Genomic DNA, 14,637 nt, shown 5'->3' on the forward strand with positions numbered 1-14,637 from the left:
GAGGTGGGGCGGATGGTCGGGCGGAGAGGAAGGAAAGGGCTGGTTGGTAGGGGTGGTGGGGCGGGACAGGTGGTGGCGAGGAGAAGGTGGGGCGGGAAGGAGTTGGGTGAGGGAGATGGAAGGGGTGGAGGGTGATGGGCAAGCCGTTCGCGTCGTCGGCCGATCTGGGGGAGAAGCGGCAGACGCTGCACGTCCTGGCCGACGGCGTCTACGCGCTCACCGCCGAGGGCGACCCCAACGTGGGCGCCATCGAGGGTGAGGACTTCCTGGTGTGCTTCGAGGCGCTGGCCACCCCGGTCGCCGCCCGCGAATGGCTGGCCAAGCTGCGCGAGCACACCGACAAACCGATCCGTTATCTGGTCCTGTCGCACTACCACGCCGTCCGGGTCCTGGGCGCCTCGGCGTTCGGCGCGGACGTGGTCGTCGCGCACGAGAAGACCCGCGAGCTCATCGCCGAGCGCGGCGAGCAGGACTGGGCCAGCGAGTACGGCAGGATGCCCCGCCTGTTCAAGGAACCCGCCTCGATCCCCGGCCTCACCTGGCCCACGGCCACGTTCAGCGACCGGTTCACGATCGACCTCGGCGGTGACAGGGGTGAGCTGGTGCTGCAGTACTGCGGGCGCGGCCACACCGAGGGCGATCTGGTGGTGTGGCTGCCGAAGCACCGGATCATGTTCGCCGGCGACCTCGTGGAGTCGCAGGCCGCCCTGTACACCGGCGACGCCTTCCACCGCGACTGGGCCGGCGGGACGCTCGACCGGGTGGCCGCGTTCGGGGCGGAGACGCTGGTCGGCGGCAGGGGCGCGGTGGCCGTGGGCAAGGACGAGGTCGAGGCGGCCGTGGCGCAGACGCGCGACTTCCTCCGGGTGATGATCAGGGAGGTGGGCGGCAGCCGTACGCTCAAGGAGGCTTTCGAGCGGACCCACGCGGCGCTCGCGCCACGCTACGGGCGGTGGCCGATCTTCGAGCACTGCCTGCCGTTCGACGTCTCGCGGCTGTGGGACGAGCTGCGCGGGATCGAGCGCCCGGTCATCTGGACCGCGGAGAGGGACAGGGACGTATGGGCGGCCCTGCAGTCGTAGTGGTCGGCGCGGGGCCGGTGGGCCAGACGGCGGCGCTGCTGCTGGCCCGCTGGGGGCTGCGGGTGCTGGTCCTGGACCGCCGGCCGGCGCGTGACCTGGAGGGCTCGCGCTCCATCTGCCAGCAGCGCGACGTGCTCGACCTGTGGTCGTTCCTGGGCGTGCCGCAGGTGGCGCGGGAGGGGCTGACCTGGACCACGGCGCGCACTTACTACCGCGAGCGCGAGCTGTTCTCTTGGAGCTTCGGCGCGCAGGGCCCGCTGCCGCCGTTCGTCAACATCTCGCAGGCCCGCACCGAGCAACTGCTCGACGCGGCCATCGCCGCCGAGTCGCTGATCGAGGTGCGCTGGGACCACGAGGTCACCGGCCTGGAGCAGGACGGCGAGGGGGTGACGGTCCGCTGCGGCGAGCGGGTGACGCGCGCGCCCTATGTGCTGGTCTGCGCGGGCGCCCGCGCCGACGGGGTACGGCAGGCCCTCGGCGTCACCTTCGACGGGCACACCTTCGACGACCGCTTCCTCATCTGCGACATCAGGGCCGATCTGCCCGGCTGGGAGCAGGAGCGCCGCTTCTACTTCGACCCGGCCTGGAACCCCGGCCGCCAGGTGCTCATCCACCCGTGTCCCGGCTCGACGTATCGGATCGACTGGCAGGTCCCGCCCGGCTACCTCGCAACATCAGATGATATTTCCCGAAAAATCAGGCAAATCATCGGTGACCGGCCGTATGAGCTCGTCTGGCAGTCGGTCTACCGCTTCCACTCCAGGATCGCCTCCCGGATGCGCGTCGGACGGGTCCTGCTGGCCGGCGACTGCGCCCACCTCGTGGCCCCCTTCGGCGCCCGCGGCCTCAACTCCGGCGTGCCCGACGCCGAGAACGCCGCCTGGAAGCTGGCCGCCGTCCTGCGCGGCTGGGCCCCGGAGGAGCTGCTGGAGACCTACCACGACGAACGGCACGCCGCCGCGCGGGAGAACCTCGAGGTCACCGCGGCCACGATGCGTTTCCTGGTGCCCTCGGACGAGGCCGGCCGGGCGCACCGGCGCGACGTCCTGGAGCGGGGCGCGATCGAGGAGGTCGACTCCGGGCGGTTCGCCGAGCCGTACTGGTATGTCGACTCCCCGCTCACCACGCCCGGTCGCCCGTTCGGCGGCCGGCCACCGCGGGGGCAGAGCCCCGCTCCGGCGCCCGGGGTGATCCTGCCCGACTGTCCCGTGCCCGGCGGACGGCTGCGCGAGTTGTGCAGGAACGGTTTCCTGCTACTCCTGGGTGAAATGTGTGATTCAGGTTTGTTTGCCCAGATCCTGGGGAAGGTGACTACGGCGCCGCTCGCCGTTCGCGAGCTCGCGGAGATCGATGGGACCGGAGCCCTGACCGAGACTCTCGGCGCGGCGCCGGGCGAGGCATGGCTTGTCCGGCCCGACGCCCACATCGCCGCGATCATCCCGCACGCCGGGACCGGACAGGTGACGGCCGCCGTGAGCCGTGCCTTGCGGCTTGCGTACAGTGAGTCGTAGGAGGGAATCCTTGGTGACCAGCCGTAGCTCGTTCCTGATCGTGGCGAACCGCCTGCCGGTGGACCGCACGGTGGGGCCTGACGGAACGGCATCGTGGCGTCGAAGCCCAGGAGGACTGGTCACCGCCATCGCCCCGGTCATGCAGCGCCGCAAGGGCGCCTGGCTCGGCTGGCACGGCGCGGCCGACGAGCTCCTGGAGCCGTTCGAGGACGACGGGATGGAGCTCATCCCCGTGCCGCTGACCGCCGAGGAGGTCGAGCTCTACTACGAGGGCTTCTCCAACTCCACGCTCTGGCCGCTCTACCACGACGTGGTCGCGCCGCCGGTGTTCGAACGCGAGATGTGGGAGTCCTACCGCGCCGTCAACGAGCGCTTCGCCCAGGCCGCCGCCGAGGTCGCCGAGCAGGGCGCGGTGGTGTGGGTGCAGGACTACCAGTTGCAGCTCGTGCCCGCCATGCTCCGCGCGATGCGGCCGGACCTGCGCATCGGCTTCTTCCTGCACATCCCGTTCCCGCCGGTCGAGCTGTTCTGGCGGCTGCCGTGGCGGCGCGAGCTGGTCGAGGGGCTGCTTGGGGCCGACCTGGTCGGCTTCCAGTTGCCCGGCGGGGCGGCCAACTTCCGGATGCTGTGCAAGCGGCTGCTCGGCCTGCCGTACAAGAGCAACGAGATCTTCCTGGAGGACCGGGTGGTCACCACCCAGGCCTTCCCCATCTCCGTCGACTTCTCCGAGCTGGACACGCTCGTGCGCGAGCCGCACATCATGCACCGCGCCAAGGAGATCAGGGTGGAGCTCGGCGACCCCGAGCACGTGCTGCTCGGCGTCGACCGGCTCGACTACACCAAGGGCATCGGGCAGCGACTCGAAGCCTTCGGGGAACTGCTGCGCGACAGCAGCCTCGCGCCTGGTGAGGCGGTGTTCGTGCAGATCGCGACGCCCAGCAGGGAGCGGGTCGAGGAGTACCGCCGGCTGCGCGACGACATCGAGCTGCAGGTCGGGCGGATCAACGGCGAGCACTCGGTGCTGGGCGCCCAGCCGGTCCAGTACTTCCACCAGTCCTACGACCGGGAGGAATTGGCCGCGCTCTACCTGGCGGCCGACATCATGGTCGTGACGCCGCTGCGCGACGGGATGAACCTCGTGGCCAAGGAGTACGTCTCCTGCCACCACGACCTTCAGGGTGCGCTGGTGCTGAGCGAGTTCGCCGGAGCCGCGTCCGAGCTGCGCTCGGCGTACCTGGTCAATCCGTACGACGTGGAGGGGCTCAAACGGGAGATGATGGCCGCCATGAACGCCTCGCCGCACGAGCTGGCCCGGCGGATGCGCACGATGCGGCGCCGGGTGGCCACCTACGACGTCGACCGCTGGGCCAGCGAGTTTCTCACGGCTTTGGAGTCTTGAGCGCCTTCCAGGCGTCGTAACGCTTCTTCGCGGTCTTGTTGACCACGATCTGCGCCACCGACATGCCGACGCCCATCACGACCGCGTAGCCGATGGCCTCACCCATGCTGACCTCGGGGGACTCCGAGTCGATCGGGGGCTCCTTGCCCGTCGCCTTGACCCAGACGAACCCGAGCAGCTTCTTGGCCGCCCAGGCGGTCACCAGCCCCACCAGGCCGCCGATCACCCGCCACGCGACATCCGGCTTGTCGTCCGCCATCCTGATCACTCCTTCGCCTATGTAACGAACACTAGTCTCTAGCGTCTGCGAGCCGTGCGAAGCCGTACCATACGGAGGCATGACTCAACAGCGACTACGCCATGCCACCATGCCGGAGAAACCGACTCTCGACGGCTTGGAGCAGGTATGGGTAGCCCGCTGGGAGGACGAAGGCGTCTACCGCTTCGACCGTACCCGTGAGCGGCCGGAGATCTTCTCGATCGACACCCCGCCGCCCACCGTCTCCGGTTCCCTGCACGTCGGTCACGTCTTCTCCTACACCCACACCGACATCATGGCCCGCTACAAGCGGATGGCGGGCTACGAGGTCTTCTACCCGATCGGCTGGGACGACAACGGCCTGCCCACCGAGCGCCGGGTGCAGAACGTCTACGGCGTGCGCGGCGACGCCTCCCTGCCCTACGACCCGGACTTCGTGCCACCGGACAAGCCGGGCAAGCGGGAGATCCCCATCTCGCGGCGCAACTTCGTCGAGCTGTGCCACAAGCTGACCGCCATCGACGAGCGCGCCTTCGAGGAGGTCTGGCGGCGCGTGGGCCTGTCGGTCGACTGGTCGCTGCTCTACACCACGATCGGCGACGACTCCCGCGCGGTCTCGCAGCGCGCCTTCCTGCGCAACCTCGCCCGCGGCGAGGCCTACCTCGCCGAGGCCCCGACGCTGTGGGACGTCACCTTCCGCACCGCCGTCGCCCAGGCCGAGCTGGAGGACCGGGAGTGGCCGGGCGCCTTCCACCGGATCTCCTTCTACGGCGACCAGGGACCGGTCTTCATCGAGACCACCAGGCCCGAGCTCATCCCGGCCTGCGTGGCGCTGGTGGCCCACCCCGACGACGAGCGCTACAAGCCGCTGTTCGGCACGAGCGTGCTCACGCCGCTGTTCGGCGTCGAGGTGCCGATCGTGGCCCACCGCCTGGCCGAGATGGACAAGGGCTCGGGCATCGCGATGATCTGCACCTTCGGCGACGTCACCGACGTCACCTGGTGGCGCGAGCTCGGGCTGCCGACCCGCTCGGTCATCGGCTGGGACGGGCGGCTGCTGCCCGAGCCGCCCGAGGGTGTGGACGGCGAGCCGTACAAGGAGCTGGCCGGAAAGACGGTCCACAGCGCCCGCGAGCGCATCGTGGAGATGCTGCGCGAGTCCGGCGACCTCGACGGCGAGCCCAGGCCCGTGCAGCGCACGGTGAAGTTCTACGAGCGCGGCGACAAGCCGCTGGAGATCGTCACCACCCGCCAGTGGTACATCCGCAACGGCGGGCGCGACCAGGTGCTGCGCGAGCGGCTGCTGGAGCGCGGGCGCGAGCTGAACTGGCACCCGCCGCACATGCGGGTGCGCTACGACAACTGGGTCGAGGGGCTCAACGGCGACTGGCTCATCTCCCGGCAGCGCTTCTTCGGCGTGCCCTTCCCCGTCTGGTACAAGCTGGACGCCGCGGGCAACCGGCTCCACGACGAGCCGATCCTGCCGCCGGAGGACCTGCTGCCGGTGGACCCGTCCACCGACGTGCCGCCCGGCTACACCGAGGAGCAGCGCGGCCTGCCCGGCGGCTTCGCCGGCGACACCGACGTCATGGACACCTGGGCCACCTCCTCGCTGACGCCGCAGCTCGCCGGGCGCTGGGAGACCGACGACGACCTGTTCCGCCGGGTCTTCCCCATGGACCTGCGCTCGCAGTCGCACGAGATCATCCGCACCTGGCTGTTCGCCACCGTGACCCGCTCGCACCTGGAGTTCGGCAGCCTGCCGTGGAGCGACGCGGCGGTGTCGGGGTGGATCCTCGACCCCGACCGCAAGAAGATGTCCAAGTCCAAGGGGAACGTCGTCACCCCGATGGCGCTCCTGGAGCAGTACGGCTCTGACGCGGTGCGCTACTGGGCCGCCAACGGCCGCTACGGTGTGGACACCGCCTTCGACCCCGGCCAGCTCAAGGTCGGGCGCAGGCTGGCCATCAAGATCCTCAACGCCTCGAAGTTCGTGCTCGGCTTCGGCGAGGTGCCGGGCGAGGTCACCGAGCCGCTGGACGCGTCCATGCTGGCCGCCCTGGACGACGCCGTCGGCGAGGCGGGCCGGGCCTTCGAGTCCTACGACCACACCAGGGCGCTGGAGGTGGCCGAGCGGTTCTTCTGGTCGTTCTGCGACGACTACCTGGAGCTGGTCAAGGCGCGGGCGTACGAGGGTGACGCCTCGGCGGTCGTGGCGCTGCGGCGGGCGCTGGAGACGCAGCTACGGCTGTTCGCGCCGTTCCTGCCGTTCGTCACCGAAGAGGTCTGGTCGTGGTGGCAGGACGGCTCGGTCCACCGCGCCACGTGGCCGCGGCCGGCCGCGACCGGCGGCGACCCGGCCGTGCTGAGCGTGGCCTCCGAGGTCCTGCGCCGGGTGCGCAAGGCCAAGTCGGAGGCCAAGCTGTCGATGCGGGCCGAGGTGTCGAGGCTGACCGTCACCGGCCCTGAGATCGCGCTGGTACGGCTGGCCCAGGACGACCTCTGCGGCGCGGGCAACGTCGAGGAGTTCGTCCTGGAGCCGGGTGAGTCGCTCACCGTCGAGGTGGAGCTCGATCAGTAGTCGCACACCCCCGTCGGGAAGACCGCGTCCAGCCGGGCGCGCTCTGCGGGGGCCGGCTTCCACGTGCCGTACAGGCCCCGGGCGATCGCCTTGGCGACCGGCTGCAGCCGGCACTTGAAGACCCCGCCCTCGAGCGGGCCGCCCGCCACGATCCGGCTGGTGGAGTACAGCGGGAACGCCTTCGTGCAGGCGCCGGGCTCGCGGCGGTCGAGGACGCCGTCCCACACGCCGCGGCCCGCCGCGATCTCGGTGCCGTCGGTGGCGAAGCAGCGGTCCACGGCCAGCGGCGGCTTGTTGCCCGCCGCCCCGCGCCACGGCCGCGCGCGGATGTTGGCCATCCACGCGTCGATGACCTCCAGCGCCTGCGGCGTCTGGTCGGAGCGCGGGCCGTCCGGCCGGGCGTCGGTGAACCAGATCACCTGGTTGCCCGCGTCGCCGTCGTGGTCGAGCATGCGCTGGCGCGAGGCGAACGACTGGTGGCTGTTGTGCATGTCGAGCTGCTCTTCGAGGTAGTGCCGCCAGTCGATGACCGGGATGTCGATGTCGCCCCTGAAGACCAGGCCGCTGCGCTCGACGTTGCGGATCGCGACGGGATCGCCGGTCCTGCGGCCGGTGGCGATGTTGCGGGAGCTCCACGGGTCCCAGTCCGCCGGGCAGGCGGCGGGCACGAACGGGCAGCCCTCCTGGACCATGTCGCGCGACTCCTTCCACGAGCCCGCCTTCTCGTTGACGTCCAGGAACTCCCCGGCGGTGATCACGCCGTCCCGCAGCGCCTTCAGCCCGTACTGCACGCCGACGTTGTCCCAGGTCGAACGGGCGTAGCCGTCGGGGCCGACGCCGTAGACGTTCCTGAGGTCCTCCCAGTGCGTCCAGTGGACGGTGTCCTTGACGCCCGGCGGGTCCATCCTGTCCCACTCGGGATCGTTGTCGTCGGTCCACTTCGGGTTCATGGCCAGCGGGGTCAGGCCGCGCCAGCCGATCACGCACTCGCTCGCGCCCGGCTGCCTGGTGTAGGGGTTGGCGACGGTGTCGCTGGCGTTCAGGCCGATCAGGGCGGTCCTGGAGTTCCAGTTCGCCCAGCGCGGGGTGGCGTCCATGTAGCGTTCGAGCAACTCGCAGTCGCCGATGTGGATGGTCTGGGTGACCATGTCGGGATAGGAGTACTGGGGGATCGCGGCGTCGATGATCCGGTCGCCGTGGTTCTGGCCGTAGACGTACTGCTGGATGGCGCCGCCCGATCCGCCCACGCCCACGGTGTAGAGCGGCCTGCCGTACAGCTCGACGAAACGCTCCTTGACCATCAGGGCGGTCTCACCGCCGAGGATCAGGTTGTAGTGGGTCGAGGTGCGCGTGCCGGAGGAGTGCAGGACCGCGTAGCCCAGGCCCAGGCCGTGCGGGTCGAGGGCGCTGCCGCCGAGCGTGCCCTGGTCGCGGCCGATCGCGACGCCGCCGTCGAAGCGGTACATGGCCCGCTGGTTCCAGCCGCCCTCCACGACCGCGATCGAGTAGAGGAAGCGGTTGATCACGCCGCGCTCGCGCCTGACCACGAAGTCGACCGTGCGGCCGTCGAGCAGCTTCGTCGTGGACATGTCGGCGGGGCGCGCGTCCGGCATCGGCTTCCACTGGCCGCCGGTCGAGCGGTAGATCCGGTCGGTGACCTTCGGGGCGAAGCAGTCCTTGCTCCAGCCGCCCTCGACCCGGTAGCCCTGCCCGGCCTGGTTGTCGGCCACGGGCGGGCCGAGGCCGGTGCGCTCGGTCTTGCAGACGAACGGGTACTGCTGCGGGCCCGAGAAGATCGGTCCCGAGATCGGGTGGTTGCGCAGCCGCAGCACGTCCCGGTACGGCCGCGCCGCCGCCGTCACCAGGTTCTCGCCCAGGCGCAGGCCGGTGACCAGCCCGGTCGCCGTCTTGCCGCCGGGGTCGGGGGCGAAGGCCGAGGTCACGTCCTCGCCGTTCCGCAGGACCCTGAGCCGCGGGGCGAGCCGTACCCTCAGCAGGGCGTCGCCGCCGCTCACCTGGTCGGCGCGGCTGGAGAGCACCTCCAGCGCGAGGCCCCCGCCCGCGTGCGCGGGTGGGGCGGTGAGACCGGACAACGCCGTGAGGAGCGCCACTAAGATCGGGACAGCCTTCATGCGTCGAACGTGACATGGCCCGCTGACCTTGCACAGGCCCGAATATGTGCGCGCATCTGTCGGTGCGACGTGCCAGTCTTGAACACGTGTTCTCCGACCGACTGACGAAACTCGTGCCGCCCGTGCTCGCCCGGATGGCGGCGTGGAGCGCCTGCCTGATCCTCGTCGGAGTGGTCGTCTACGTCTTCGCGCAGGTCGTCGCCCGGCTCAGCTTCGTGGCGCTGCCGGTGGCGATCGCCCTGCTCCTGGCCGCTCTCCTCTATCCGCTGACACGCTTCTTCCGCCGGGCCGGCCTGCGCCCGATCTACGCCACGTGGCTGACGATGCTGGTGGCGCTGGCCATCCTCGGCGGCACCGGCTGGCTGGTGGGCGCGCGGGCCAGCGAGGAGTTCCCCCAGCTCGCCAAGCAGATCACCGCCACGATCAACAACGTGCGCGACTGGCTGCTGATCGGGCCGCTGCACCTCAGCGAGGCCGAGCTCAACAACTGGACCAAGCAGGTCACGGGCTGGGTCACCCAGCAGCAGGCGGCGCTGACCAGCACGGCGCTGGCCGCGGGCCAGGTGTTCGTGGAGATTCTGGCCTCGATCGTGCTGCTGCTGTTCGTGACGTTCTTCCTGCTCAAGGACGGCGACCGGATCTGGGCCTGGTTCCTGAAGGGCTTCGGCAGCATGGCGCCGCGGGTCGACAGGGCCGGCACCGCCGCGTGGGTCACGATCTCCCACTACGTCCAGGGCACGGTCGCGGTCGCCGCGGTGCACGGCGTGATCATGGGCATCGTGCTGGCGGGGCTCGGGGTGCCGTTGTGGGCGGCGCTGGCCGTACTGATCTTCCTGGCCAGCTTCATCCCCATCGTGGGCATCTTCTTCGCCGGCACCGTGGCCACGCTGGTCACGCTGGGCTCGGTCGAGCCGTGGAAGGCGCTGGTCTTCCTCATCGTGCTCATCGTCGAGCAGCAGCTCGAGAACCACGTGCTGCAGCCGCTGATCGTGGGGCGGGCGCTCAACTTCCACCCGCTGGCGATCATCCTGGTGCTGGCCATCGGCGGCATCATGGGCGGCATCGCGGGCGCGGTCGTGGCGGTCCCGGTGGCCGCCGTCATCTACCGGGCGCTGCCGGCGCTGCGCCACGACCCTCCGCAGGAGCTTCCGGCGGCCGTGCCGGGGGCGCGTACGCCCACGTCCGGCAAACCGGAGCCGGAACCCGAGCCCGAGCCCGAGACCAAGACCGAGACCAAGGCCGAGACGAGCGCCGAGGACGTGACGGCCTCCGGCAAGGAGTAACCTCGTCACCCGTGACTCGTTCCTCCCTGACCACGCCTCCCGAGGGCGCGGACCAGCCGAAGGCGCACCTCAACGCGCCCGCGCCGGGTTCGGCGCTCGGCTCCCACTACAGCCGGTGCTTCGGCTGCGGCGCCGACCACCCGACCGGACTCCACCTCGACGCCCGCACGCCCGACGGGGCCACGGTCGAGGCGGAGTTCACCGTCGGCACGGCCCACCAGGGAGCGCCTGGGCTGGCGCACGGCGGCGTGCTGGCCGCGGCGATGGACGAGGTCATCGGAATGTCCATCTGGCTGTTCCACAAGCCGTATGTCACGGCCCGGCTGGAGACCGACTACCTCCTCCCGGTTCCCGTGGGCACGACACTCCACCTGCGCGCCTGGTGCACCGGTGTCGCCGGGCGGAAGGCGTACCTTGAGGCTGAGGGGCGCATCGGCGCCCCGGACGGCCCGGTCGCCGTCCGCGCGGCGGCGCTGTTCGTCGAGGTGAACATGGAGCACTTCGCGCGGCACGGCGACGCCGAGGCCATGGCGGCCGAACATCACGAGTACGAGGTGAACCCGTGAGCGGGAGTGGAGCGGACGGGCGGCAAGTCGCGCGTCCGGGACAGATCGAGGTCCTCATCCAGCGGCTCGACCCGGAGCTGCCGCCGCCGTCCTACGCCCACCCGGGCGACGCCGGCGCCGACCTCCACGCCGCCGAGGACGTCGAGCTGCTGCCCGGAGAGCGCGCGATGGTCGGCACCGGGCTGGCGATCGCGCTGCCCGACGGCTACGCCGCGTTCGTGCACCCGCGCTCGGGCCTGGCCGCCAAGCACGGCGTGACCCTCGTCAACGCCCCCGGCACCGTCGATGCCGGATACCGTGGCGAGATCAGGGTGACGCTGATCAACACCGACACCAAGAACGCCTTCCGCCTGCGCCGCGGCGACCGGGTCGCCCAGCTGGTCATCCAGCGTGTGGAGCGCGCCGCCTTCGCCGAGGTCGAGCACCTGCCCGGATCGGCACGCGGCAACGGCGGCTTTGGTTCTACCGGACGTTAAGGAGTGAGGAACGTGTTCCGACGCAAGCGTCGCGAGCAGGAACCGTCCGTCGAGGAATCGGCGGCACGCGAGCCTGAGCGCGAGTCCGGCCCCTGGGACGCCGACGAGGCGCACCCGGAGGCCGACCGGATCGACCTGGGCGGCCTGCGGGTCCCGCACCACCCGGCCTTCGACATCCGCCTGGCCGCGATGGGCGACCAGCACGTCAGCGTGATCGCCCTCTACGAGGAGAGCACGCTGCAGGTCCAGGCGATGGCCGCGCCCAAGTCCGCCGGCCTGTGGGATGAGGTACGCACCAAGATCACCAGCACCGCGAGCGGCCTGTCCGAGCGCGAGGGCCCGCTGGGCGTCGAGCTGACCGGCGAGGTCGAGTCCGACGGCGAGCGCCGCCAGATCCGCTACCTCGGCGTCGACGGCCCGCGCTGGCTCCTGCTGGCCATCATCAGCGGCCGCGCCGCCCTCGACGAGAAGGTGGCGGGGGAGTTCCTCGACTTCGTCAGGGACATCGTCGTGGTGCGCGGCAGCGAGCCGATGGCCAGGGAGGAGGCGATCCCGCTGCGCCGTCCCAACGAGAACGCCCCCGAGGAGGAGGCGGCCGTGCCCGGGCTCGACCCGTTCAAGCGCGGACCTGAAATCAGTGAGATTCGCTGACGCCCGTCATCACATAAGCTGAGTCATCATGACGAGTACGGCAGAGCCCCACAAACGCGGGGGATTGCGCGGCTTCTTCAGCCGGCTTGCCTCCCCGCAGTCCGAGATCGAAGCTCAGGAGCTGCGGGAGGACGCCGACCAGGCCGGCGCCACTCCCATCGTCAGGTGCGGCGGCAGACGCCGCTTCTGCGTAGCCGGTACGCTACGTACCGTGACGCTGCGTCCCCGTGGTGGGGCGCCCGCGCTGGAGGCCGAGCTTTACGACGGGTCCGACGTGATCGACCTCGTCTGGCTCGGCCGCCGCAGGATCGCGGGCATCGAACCCGGCCGCATCGTCAAGGCCGAGGGCCTGGTCAGCATGCAGGACGGGCGCAAGGTGATGTTCAATCCACGATACGAACTGCGTCCAGGGAGCTGATCAGGTGAGCGCCGAGGCCGAGGAAGTCGCCCACGACACCGTCGAGTCGGCGGTACGCGCCCAGCTCGCCAAAGCGCTGGGCGGCGTGCGTGGCATGATCGAGGCCGCGGTGCCCACGATCGCCTTCACCGTCACGTGGATCACCACGGAGCAGTTGAAGACCTCGCTCATCGTCAGCATCGCGCTGGCGGTGCTGCTGCTCCTGGCGCGCCTCGTGCAGCGCTCCACGCCGCAGTTCGTGATCAACAGCCTGATCGGCATCGCCATCGGCGCCTTCTTCGCCAGCCGCTCGGGCGACGCCAAGGCGTACTTCCTGCCCGGCATCCTGTGGAACGCCGGCTACTCGGTGGCGATGCTCATCTCGATCGTCACCCGGTGGCCGGTCGTGGGCTTCCTCATCGGCTCGGTGACGGGCGACCCGACTGCGTGGCACAGGGACCCGGGGATCGTGCGGCTGTGCACGCGGCTGACGTGGCTGCTGCTGGTGCCGTGCGTGGTGCGGGTGGCGGTGCAACTGCCCGTGTACCTGTACGGGGGGGACGAGGCGGTGGCGGCGCTCGGCATCACCAAGATCTTCATGGGCTGGCCCCTCCAGGTCGCCGCCCTCGCCGCCATGCTCTGGCTCCTAGGCCGCGGCCGCACCCCCATCAATCCATCTGTCGCGTAATCTCGCCCTTTTTCCGTTACGGCCGGCCACAGCCACCCCCACCCGCCGCACAGGGCTGGGCCCCGTCCAGGGGAACGGCCGTCCAGCGCACGTGGCCGGCCGCCGTAACGCCCCCTCCGTCACCCACCCACCGCTGAACCCCACCCCGTCACCGGCCGAACCACCACCCTGCTGACGGCATGCGCTCGTTCTTGGCTGTCTCGACCATGGGGATCGGTCCTCTTGTTGCCTTGGCAGCGGGAGGGGCGAGGCGTTCGTGTGGTGAGGCGCGCCGGCGGGGGCGGTCAGTGGGAGGAGAGCAGGTGGGCGAGGTCCTGTTCGACTTCCTGGTTGGCGACGAAGAGGAGTTCGTCGCCCGCCTCCAGCGGGTCGTCGGCGGTGGGGACCAGGACGCGGCCCTCGCGCAGGATGGCCACCAGTGCCGCGTCCGTCGGCCACGGGACCGAGCCCGCGCGCTGACCCACCACCGGCGCGTCGTCGGCCAGCGTGAGTTCGACCAGGTTCGCCTGCCCCTGGCGGAAGGTCATCAGCCGGACCAGGTCGCCCACGCTCACCGCCTCCTCCACCAGCGCCGACAGCAGGCGCGGGGTGGACACGGCGACGTCCACGCCCCATGACTCGTTGAACAGCCACTCGTTCGACGGGTGGTTGATGCGGGCCACGACGCGCGGCACGCCGTACTCCGTCTTGGCCAGCAGCGAGACCACGAGGTTGACCTTGTCGTCTCCGGAGGAGGCGACGACGACGTGGCAGTTGTTGAGGCCGGCCTCGTCGAGGGAGGAGATCTCGCAGGCGTCGGCGAGCAGCCATTCGGCGCGCGGGACCGTGTCGATCTTGATGGCCTTGGGGTCGATGTCGATGAGCAGGACCTCGTGGCCGTTCTCCAGGAGTTCGGCGGCGATGGAGCGGCCGACGGCTCCGGCGCCGGCGATGGCGACGCGCATCAGTGGTCCTGTTCCGGCGCCGCGGCGAGCACCTTGTTGATCCGGTCCATGTCGTTTTCTGCGGCGATGACGTGCAGGATGTCGCCCTCCTGCACCATCGTCTCGCTCTTGATGACCAGGGCCTCGCCCATCCGGTTGACGAACGCGATCCTGGCGCCGGCCTGGTCTTCGAGGTCGACGACGCGGGTGCCGACCCAGGCGGCGTTGACCGTGACCTCGGCGAGGACGACAGTGCCGGTCGGGTCGCGCCACAGGGGCTCGGCCCCCTCGGGCAGGATGCGGCGCAGGATCTGGTCGGCGGTCCAGCGGACGGTGGCGACCGTCGGGATGCCGAGCCGCTGGTAGATCTCGGCCCGGCGGGAGTCGTAGATGCGGGCGACGACGTTGTCGACGCCGAACGTCTCGCGGGCGACGCGGGCGGAGATGATGTTGGAGTTGTCGCCGCTGGAGACGGCCACGTACGCGGCGGCCGACTCGATGCCGGCCTCGGTGAGGACGTCGCGGTCGAAGCCGACGCCGGTGACCCGGCGGCCGCGGAATCCGGCGCGCAGGCGGCGGAACGCCTGGGGGTCGCGATCGATGATCGCGACCGAGTGGCCGTTGTCCTCAAGGATGTGGGCGATGGTCGATCCGACCCGGCCACATCCCATGATCACTATATGCATACT

The 14,637-nt window shown here is 70.6% G+C and carries 14 protein-coding genes; 10 read left to right on the top strand and 4 right to left on the bottom strand.

Annotated features, from left to right (window positions below; all coding sequences use genetic code 11):
• Window positions 1-134 precede the first annotated feature (134 nt).
• Genes ACIBEJ_RS11100 through ACIBEJ_RS11110 form a run of 3 tightly spaced genes read left to right on the top strand, consistent with a single transcriptional unit; the run spans window position 135 to window position 3,992 of the window.
• Window positions 135-1,082 (top strand): MBL fold metallo-hydrolase, encoded by a 948-nt coding sequence (locus ACIBEJ_RS11100; protein WP_397182499.1) that lies wholly within the window; start codon window positions 135-137, stop codon window positions 1,080-1,082.
• Window positions 1,061-2,593 (top strand): FAD-dependent monooxygenase, encoded by a 1,533-nt coding sequence (locus ACIBEJ_RS11105; protein WP_397182500.1) that lies wholly within the window; start codon window positions 1,061-1,063, stop codon window positions 2,591-2,593. The genes ACIBEJ_RS11100 and ACIBEJ_RS11105 overlap by 22 nt, the downstream gene beginning before the upstream one ends.
• 13 nt (window positions 2,594-2,606) lie before the next feature.
• Window positions 2,607-3,992, top strand: coding sequence for a trehalose-6-phosphate synthase (locus ACIBEJ_RS11110; protein ID WP_397182501.1), 1,386 nt, complete (start codon window positions 2,607-2,609; stop codon window positions 3,990-3,992).
• On the opposite strand, the gene ACIBEJ_RS11115 is transcribed toward ACIBEJ_RS11110, so the two are convergent.
• Window positions 3,973-4,251, bottom strand: coding sequence for a DUF4235 domain-containing protein (locus tag ACIBEJ_RS11115; RefSeq protein WP_397182502.1), 279 nt, complete (start codon window positions 4,249-4,251; stop codon window positions 3,973-3,975). The two genes, ACIBEJ_RS11110 and ACIBEJ_RS11115, sit on opposite strands and share 20 nt — an antisense overlap.
• A gap of 79 nt (window positions 4,252-4,330) precedes the next feature.
• Here ACIBEJ_RS11115 and valS point away from each other — a divergent pair, with 79 nt between their 5' ends.
• Complete coding sequence (valS, locus tag ACIBEJ_RS11120; RefSeq protein WP_397182503.1) at window positions 4,331-6,832, top strand: valine--tRNA ligase; 2,502 nt, start codon at window positions 4,331-4,333, stop codon at window positions 6,830-6,832.
• Here the strand turns inward: valS and ACIBEJ_RS11125 are convergent.
• Window positions 6,826-8,964, bottom strand: coding sequence for a DUF6351 family protein (locus ACIBEJ_RS11125; RefSeq protein WP_397182504.1), 2,139 nt, complete (start codon window positions 8,962-8,964; stop codon window positions 6,826-6,828). The two genes, valS and ACIBEJ_RS11125, sit on opposite strands and share 7 nt — an antisense overlap.
• Before the next feature lie 86 nt (window positions 8,965-9,050).
• On the opposite strand from ACIBEJ_RS11125, the gene ACIBEJ_RS11130 reads away from it, so the two are divergent.
• From ACIBEJ_RS11130 to ACIBEJ_RS11155, 6 genes are read left to right on the top strand one after another with little or no spacing between them, the layout of a single operon-like run.
• Window positions 9,051-10,247, top strand: a complete 1,197-nt coding sequence (locus ACIBEJ_RS11130) for an AI-2E family transporter (RefSeq protein ID WP_397182505.1) — start codon at window positions 9,051-9,053, stop codon at window positions 10,245-10,247.
• A gap of 11 nt (window positions 10,248-10,258) precedes the next feature.
• Window positions 10,259-10,813, top strand: coding sequence for a PaaI family thioesterase (locus ACIBEJ_RS11135; RefSeq protein ID WP_397182506.1), 555 nt, complete (start codon window positions 10,259-10,261; stop codon window positions 10,811-10,813).
• Window positions 10,810-11,289, top strand: a complete 480-nt coding sequence (gene dut / locus ACIBEJ_RS11140) for a dUTP diphosphatase (protein WP_397182507.1) — start codon at window positions 10,810-10,812, stop codon at window positions 11,287-11,289. The genes ACIBEJ_RS11135 and dut overlap by 4 nt, the downstream gene beginning before the upstream one ends.
• 12 nt (window positions 11,290-11,301) lie before the next feature.
• Entirely contained in the window at window positions 11,302-11,940 is a 639-nt protein-coding gene (locus tag ACIBEJ_RS11145; protein WP_397182508.1) for a DUF3710 domain-containing protein, read from the top strand.
• A gap of 28 nt (window positions 11,941-11,968) precedes the next feature.
• Window positions 11,969-12,358: an OB-fold nucleic acid binding domain-containing protein gene (locus ACIBEJ_RS11150; protein WP_184971835.1), complete on the top strand. Its 390-nt coding sequence runs from the start codon at window positions 11,969-11,971 to the stop codon at window positions 12,356-12,358.
• Between the two features lie 4 nt (window positions 12,359-12,362).
• Window positions 12,363-13,025 (top strand): DUF3159 domain-containing protein, encoded by a 663-nt coding sequence (locus ACIBEJ_RS11155; RefSeq protein WP_397182509.1) that lies wholly within the window; start codon window positions 12,363-12,365, stop codon window positions 13,023-13,025.
• Window positions 13,026-13,309: 284 nt separating this feature from the next.
• Here the strand turns inward: ACIBEJ_RS11155 and ACIBEJ_RS11160 are convergent, their stop codons facing one another.
• Both ACIBEJ_RS11160 and ACIBEJ_RS11165 read right to left on the bottom strand, forming a co-directional pair.
• Window positions 13,310-13,969: a potassium channel family protein gene (locus tag ACIBEJ_RS11160; RefSeq protein ID WP_397182510.1), complete on the bottom strand. Its 660-nt coding sequence runs from the start codon at window positions 13,967-13,969 to the stop codon at window positions 13,310-13,312.
• Window positions 13,969-14,634 carry a potassium channel family protein gene (locus tag ACIBEJ_RS11165; protein ID WP_397182511.1) on the bottom strand — a complete coding sequence of 222 codons (666 nt, stop codon included), beginning with the start codon at window positions 14,632-14,634 and terminating at the stop codon, window positions 13,969-13,971. Before ACIBEJ_RS11165 ends, ACIBEJ_RS11160 begins: the two co-directional genes overlap by 1 nt.
• Window positions 14,635-14,637 lie beyond the last annotated feature (3 nt).

The sequence above is a fragment of the Nonomuraea sp. NPDC050790 genome, from assembly GCF_044456745.1.
Lineage (GTDB): Bacteria > Actinomycetota > Actinomycetes > Streptosporangiales > Streptosporangiaceae > Nonomuraea.

Bases quoted from the DNA above. Each gene is read 5' to 3' on its own strand.
- ACIBEJ_RS11125 (WP_397182504.1), bottom strand. From the start codon at position 8,964: ATGAAGGCTGTCCCGATCTTAGTGGCGCTCCTCACGGCGTTGTCCGGT.
- ACIBEJ_RS11165 (WP_397182511.1), bottom strand. From the start codon at position 14,634: ATGCATATAGTGATCATGGGATGTGGCCGGGTCGGATCGACCATCGCC.
- ACIBEJ_RS11105 (WP_397182500.1), top strand. From the start codon at position 1,061: ATGGGCGGCCCTGCAGTCGTAGTGGTCGGCGCGGGGCCGGTGGGCCAG.
- ACIBEJ_RS11115 (WP_397182502.1), bottom strand. From the start codon at position 4,251: ATGGCGGACGACAAGCCGGATGTCGCGTGGCGGGTGATCGGCGGCCTG.
- ACIBEJ_RS11150 (WP_184971835.1), top strand. From the start codon at position 11,969: ATGACGAGTACGGCAGAGCCCCACAAACGCGGGGGATTGCGCGGCTTC.
- valS (WP_397182503.1), top strand. From the start codon at position 4,331: ATGACTCAACAGCGACTACGCCATGCCACCATGCCGGAGAAACCGACT.
- ACIBEJ_RS11100 (WP_397182499.1), top strand. From the start codon at position 135: ATGGGCAAGCCGTTCGCGTCGTCGGCCGATCTGGGGGAGAAGCGGCAG.
- ACIBEJ_RS11160 (WP_397182510.1), bottom strand. From the start codon at position 13,969: ATGCGCGTCGCCATCGCCGGCGCCGGAGCCGTCGGCCGCTCCATCGCC.